The 5,391-nt window shown below is 35.1% G+C and carries 6 protein-coding genes and 1 pseudogene; 6 read left to right on the forward strand and 1 reads right to left on the reverse strand.

All coding sequences use genetic code 11. The features are described 5' to 3' along the window. Window positions 1-172 precede the first annotated feature (172 nt). The 5 genes from WFK35_RS20235 to WFK35_RS20255 all read left to right on the forward strand — a co-directional run bounded on the left by WFK35_RS20235 (window position 173) and on the right by WFK35_RS20255 (window position 4,208). Window positions 173-1,405, forward strand: a complete 1,233-nt coding sequence (locus WFK35_RS20235; RefSeq protein ID WP_336734247.1) for a TCR/Tet family MFS transporter — start codon at window positions 173-175, stop codon at window positions 1,403-1,405. Window positions 1,406-1,592: 187 nt separating this feature from the next. Then, the gene (locus WFK35_RS20240; protein ID WP_185205783.1) at window positions 1,593-1,937 is read left to right on the forward strand and encodes a Sec-independent protein translocase subunit TatA/TatB; all 345 of its coding nucleotides are present in this window, start codon (window positions 1,593-1,595) and stop codon (window positions 1,935-1,937) included. A gap of 1 nt (window position 1,938) precedes the next feature. Further along, window positions 1,939-2,505, forward strand: coding sequence for a phosphatase PAP2 family protein (locus WFK35_RS20245; RefSeq protein ID WP_336734249.1), 567 nt, complete (start codon window positions 1,939-1,941; stop codon window positions 2,503-2,505). After that, window positions 2,502-3,317: a tetratricopeptide repeat protein gene (locus WFK35_RS20250; protein ID WP_336734251.1), complete on the forward strand. Its 816-nt coding sequence runs from the start codon at window positions 2,502-2,504 to the stop codon at window positions 3,315-3,317. The genes WFK35_RS20245 and WFK35_RS20250 overlap by 4 nt, the downstream gene beginning before the upstream one ends. A gap of 435 nt (window positions 3,318-3,752) precedes the next feature. Then, window positions 3,753-4,208, forward strand: a complete 456-nt coding sequence (locus tag WFK35_RS20255) for a tRNA (cytidine(34)-2'-O)-methyltransferase (protein WP_336734253.1) — start codon at window positions 3,753-3,755, stop codon at window positions 4,206-4,208. A 16-nt stretch (window positions 4,209-4,224) separates the two neighbouring features. Here the strand turns inward: WFK35_RS20255 and WFK35_RS20260 are convergent, their stop codons facing one another. Further along, window positions 4,225-4,698, reverse strand: coding sequence for a 23S rRNA (pseudouridine(1915)-N(3))-methyltransferase RlmH (locus WFK35_RS20260; RefSeq protein ID WP_336734255.1), 474 nt, complete (start codon window positions 4,696-4,698; stop codon window positions 4,225-4,227). Between the two features lie 396 nt (window positions 4,699-5,094). On the opposite strand from WFK35_RS20260, the pseudogene WFK35_RS20265 reads away from it, so the two are divergent. Continuing rightward, window positions 5,095-5,391, forward strand: a pseudogene (locus WFK35_RS20265) (YihY/virulence factor BrkB family protein); the annotation flags it as partial.

Consider the following 5,391-nt stretch of genomic DNA (forward strand, 5'->3'; position numbering starts at 1 on the left):
CCAAAGCCAAAACTAAAAATGAGCTCACACAAATGCTGCAATCAGGACTAGGGTTGCAGTCGGGAAAATTCCTGTCACACAAAAACACGAAATCTTCAATTACAATAACAAATAATATTCAATAAATAATTAATATCATTTGAAATCATTATTTTTCTAATTTTGCAGGTGTATGGAAAACTCTAGAAAAAAAGCCGCAATCGGCTTCATTTTTATTACATTACTGATTGATATTACGGGGTGGGGAATCATCATTCCGGTGGTTCCGAAACTTATTGAAGAACTTATTCATAGTAACATAAGTGAGGCGGCAAAATATGGAGGCTGGCTTGGTTTTGCCTATGCGTTTACGCAATTTATTTTCTCTCCGATTGTAGGAAATCTCAGTGATAAATTCGGGCGCAGACCCATTATTCTGATCTCGCTTTTCGGTTTTTCAATAGACTACATCTTTTTGGCTTTGGCTCCTTCCATTGTCTGGCTGTTTTTAGGCCGCGTTATTGCGGGAATTACAGGCGCAAGTGTAACTACGGCGAGTGCTTATATCGCGGATATTTCTACAGATGAAGACCGTGCAAAAAACTTCGGACTCATTGGAGCTGCTTTCGGACTGGGATTTATCATAGGTCCCGTTTTAGGCGGTCTTTTGGGAGAATATGGTTCCAGAGTTCCTTTTTATGCGGCTGCAGGATTATGTCTGCTGAATTTCCTTTACGGATATTTTATCCTTCCCGAAAGTTTAGATAAAGATAAAAGAAGAGAATTCAACTGGAAAAGAGCAAATCCTGTCGGATCTTTTAAATTTTTAGGAAAACATCCCGAGATCTCAGGTTTAATAGTTTCTTTGATCTTAATTTATATCGCAGGACACGCCGTACAAAGCAACTGGAGCTTCTTCACCATGTATAAATTCAACTGGAATGAAAGAATGGTAGGAATTTCTTTAGGAGTGGTTGGTTTGCTTGTCGGTTTGGTTCAGGGAGGCTTGATCCGATGGACAACGCCCAGACTGGGAGAAGAAAAAAGTATTTATTATGGTCTTGCTTTGTATGCATTCGGGATGCTTCTCTTTGCATTTGCCACACAAGGCTGGATGATGTTTGCATTTTTAGTTCCTTACTGTTTAGGCGGAATCTGCGGACCGGCTTTGCAGTCTGTAATTACCAAAAGTGTTCCTGCTAATGAACAGGGGGAATTACAGGGTGCATTAACAAGTCTGATGAGTGCCACTTCAATTATCGGTCCTCCGATGATGACGAATTTATTTTACTTTTTCACCCACGACGAAGCTCCTTTTAAATTTTCGGGTGCGCCTTTTTTCTTAGCTTTCATTTTAATGACGATCAGCGTGATTATTACTTATATTAATTTCAGGAAAAAAAATATCAAAAAAGAAGAACTGTAGTCTGCATTTAAAGAAAGAATTATTACATAGTTTCAATAATATAAAACAATATTTTCGTGATGTAATTATTTAATTATCTTGTATTTACATAAAGTTGATTATTTGAATAATTTTTAATACAGCTTAATATTTTATTAAAAGTTAATATTTAACATCCAATTTCGTATATCTTTCGTAATTTTACAATATGGAATTAAGCATTGGAGAAATGGCACTGATTGCCATAGCAATCGTAGTATTATTCGGACCGGATAAACTTCCTCAGATTGCACGCGACTTGGGTTCGGGTGTAAGAAAAATGCGTGGCGCAGTGGAAGACATCAAAACCGAGATCATGAAAGAAACAGACAATCCTGTTTCTGAGATCAAGCGTGAAATTGAGAAAGTAAAAGATGCTGCAAAAGATTTCAATCCGATGAATGATATTCAGAAAGATATCTTAACAGAACCTCAGACAGCTCAGGCATCCAATGAACCTCCAAAACCAAAACCTTCTGAAGACGAAACCTACGAAGGTCCTGTAAGCAGATAGGATGGAGGAGATCATTCAGGAAGATAAAAAAGTCTTTTTGTTTCTCAATAACTTGGGAGACCAATCTTTTGATCAGTTTTGGCAGCTCATTTCCAGTACATGGATCTGGATTCCGCTTTATATTATTTTCTGTTATTTTTTATTCAAAAATTACAAACTAAGATCTTTAGTTTTTATATTAATCTTTGTCGGTATAGGCGTGACCGTTTCAGATCAGCTTGCCGGTATTTTCAAATATGGGGTCGCAAGACTCAGACCGTGTCACGATCCTACATTGGAGCATCACATGAGAATTGTGAAATGTGGCGGACAGTACGGTTTTTATTCTGCTCATGCTTCCAATACATTTTTTCTGGCAACTTATTTAAGTATTTTATTAAAAAAGAATCTTAAATGGTTTCCTTATGTTATATTTGTATGGGCGGCAGTGGTTGCGTACAGCCGCATTTATTTAGGAGTGCATTTCCCGATAGATATTTTGGTGGGGGCGTTTGTTGGATCTTTATTGGGAGTAGTTTTCGGTGCGCTCGCAAAAAAAGTAATCAACAAACAAAAAATAACTTCATGAAAAAATCTTTATTCCTTTTAGCAGCAGTATTTGCTTCATTCAATCTTAACGCACAGGACAAAAAAATAGCTGAAGACTGCTTTCAGAAAGCGGACTATAAATGTGCGGAAGAACAATATTCCAAATTGGCTCAAAGTGAAAGAATCCAGAAATTACAGTCGGAATATTACAACAATTTAGGAACTGCCCAGAGAAGGCTGGGTAAAACTGCACTGGCTTTTAAATCTTACGAATCTGCCTTAAAAGCAAATCCTATGTCCGCTGCTGTATACGCCAATTTAGGCTCCATTCACGGACAGAAAGGAAATAAACAGGCAGCAATAGGCTATCTCAACAAAGGGCTTCAGATTGAGCCTGAAAATGCAGATATTTACCTTACCCGTTCTAAAGTCTATGAAAGTTTAGGCAAAAAAGATCTTGCCATGAAAGATCTTAACAAGATTCTTACGTTTGCTCCCGATAATATTTATGCAAGAACCGGACTCGCGAATCTTAAAAAGAGCAGCGGAGATCTGGAAGGTGCTTTAAAAGATTACAACCAGCTTATTTCTGAGAAACCTGAATCTTTGCTGTACAGTGGAAGAGGAGACGTTTATTTTAGGCTGAAAAAAAACAAAGAAGCTCTTGCGGACGTTAATAAAGCCATTTCTATCGATCCGAAATTTGCTCAGGCTCATGTGAACAAAGCTTTGATTTTATTTGAAACAGCAAAGCCTAAAGAAGCATGTGCAAGTTTAGATAAAGCAGTAAGCTTAGGATATGAAAAGCCTTTACTGATGGATTATTATTCTAAATGTGAGGTTAAAAAATAAATTTTAATCATTAATAGATTATGCCTCTTTAGCTTAAAAAACTTAATAAAATTAATTTATTGATTTCTTAATTCCTTAATCAAAATTACTCTAACAGCTTAATTTCTTAATGTTAAATTAAGAAAAAGCTATACAGGCTCTAAGAACAAAATAGATAGAAATGCAATTGAAACGGATCAGATGATCCGTTTTTATTTTTAAATCTTTAAACTGTTATTAACCGTGAAACTTTATTTAAAGCTAGTGGCTTGGCTGCAAATGAAAAAGGTACAGCTTTAAAAAATCTTCGATTTTTATTCTTTTAAATTCTGATTATTGCAGTATAACGGTCTTTTGCAGCTTTTGCGGTTTATTCTAAAATTAGTTTAACAAGTTTTTATATCAATAGCAGAATTTAGTAAAACTTAATTATTTTTGAACCCTTAAAAATAAGTCATGTTAAACATTGTTCTCGTAGAACCGGAAATACCCAATAACACAGGCAATATCGGGAGATTGTGTGTAGGAACCGAAAGCAGATTACACTTAATTCATCCCTTTGGATTTGTCATTAATGATAAAAACCTGAAACGTTCCGGTCTGGATTACTGGGTTCATCTTGATGTTACCGAATACGAGAATGTTGACGAATGGGTTAAAAATATTCCGGATTTGTCCCGAGTTTTCCTGATGAGTTCACATGCTGAAAAATCGTATCTGGAAACAGAATTTCAGGATGGAGACTGGCTGGTTTTCGGAAAAGAAAGTGTAGGTTTAAGCAAAGATGTGCTTGATCGTTTTGAAAATCATCTTACCATTCCGATGTCTAAATTGATCCGAAGTTTTAATATTGCCAACTCCGTTGCTTTTGTTGTGGGGGAAGCAAAAAGACAGATTGGTTTAAAAGGTTAATATTATTTTTTCAGACTTAATCATTATGATAAGGTTTTCCCTGTAAAATCTGGTCTGCTCGATATAATTGTTCCACAATGAACAGTCGGATCATCTGGTGCGTAAAAGTCATTTTGGATAATGACATTTTTTCATTCGCTCTGCTATAGATCTCTTCTGAAAAACCATAAGCTCCGCCAATCAGAATGTGAATTTTTTTCACGGAAGAATTCATCCAGTTGTCAATTTTTTGGGCAAATTCTCTGCTGGTAAACTGTTTCCCTTTTTCATCAAGAATAATCACAGAATCTGTTCTGTCGATGTGGTTCATAAAAAGCTTAGATTCCTCCTTTTTAAGAAGATCAGAAGAAAGATTTCTTGCGTTTTTTACGTCGGGAATTTCAATAATTTCAAAATTCCAGTGTTTGGGAAGACGTTTCAGATAATAATTGATTAAAGAAGAGATTTCCTTATCGTCAGTTTTGCCAATGCAAAGCAAATTAATCTGCATTTTTTATTTTAAGTTTAGACAGCAAAGATATTCATAATTAACTAACCTGAGTTCGGGATAAGAAATAAATTTAAATAATTGATTTATAGTATTGTATTAATTTATCGCAAAGAAAAACAAAAGATTTTTCTACTTATTGAAAGTTTGCAAGCTAAACAAAGGCACTTCGTTTATTTAAAAAAGACAAAAATGGTATTACTTTGATCAATTTTACGCCTTTGTATATCTTAAAAGCTGAATTCCTGATAATTGAATTTCTTTGTTTAACCTTGCGTTTAAAAAGATTTATTCCCAACTCAGGTGATTAATCTCTTATCTGAAAAATTGGCATCAGATTTTCAAGTTTAAAAAAATCATTATTTTTGTATGGCACCTTTATGATGAAGTAAAATAAATATGGGCATAAAACTTCCTAAATTCATCTTGAAAATTCAAGAATTTTTCGACGATATACATATTCCTTTTTTGGGAATATCGCTTTGGCAGATGTTTCAGATCTATATCAGCGGTATTTTTAAAGATAAAATCGGACGAAAAGCTGCGGCAATTTCGTGGAGTTTTACCATCAGTCTTTTTCCGTTTATTCTGTTCCTGCTTTCGGTTTTGCCGTATATGCCGCACTACGACAAACTTCAGTTTTACATTTTTGAAGTTCTGCTGCATAATGTTTTCCCGTCCAATATAGAAGGTGAC

Source organism: Chryseobacterium sp. VD8, from assembly GCF_037149975.1.
Lineage (GTDB): Bacteria > Bacteroidota > Bacteroidia > Flavobacteriales > Weeksellaceae > Chryseobacterium > Chryseobacterium indicum.

Bases quoted from the DNA above. Each gene is read 5' to 3' on its own strand.
- WFK35_RS20235 (WP_336734247.1), top strand. From the start codon at position 173: ATGGAAAACTCTAGAAAAAAAGCCGCAATCGGCTTCATTTTTATTACA.
- WFK35_RS20240 (WP_185205783.1), top strand. From the start codon at position 1,593: ATGGAATTAAGCATTGGAGAAATGGCACTGATTGCCATAGCAATCGTA.
- WFK35_RS20245 (WP_336734249.1), top strand. From the start codon at position 1,939: ATGGAGGAGATCATTCAGGAAGATAAAAAAGTCTTTTTGTTTCTCAAT.
- WFK35_RS20255 (WP_336734253.1), top strand. From the start codon at position 3,753: ATGTTAAACATTGTTCTCGTAGAACCGGAAATACCCAATAACACAGGC.
- WFK35_RS20250 (WP_336734251.1), top strand. From the start codon at position 2,502: ATGAAAAAATCTTTATTCCTTTTAGCAGCAGTATTTGCTTCATTCAAT.
- WFK35_RS20260 (WP_336734255.1), bottom strand. From the start codon at position 4,698: ATGCAGATTAATTTGCTTTGCATTGGCAAAACTGACGATAAGGAAATC.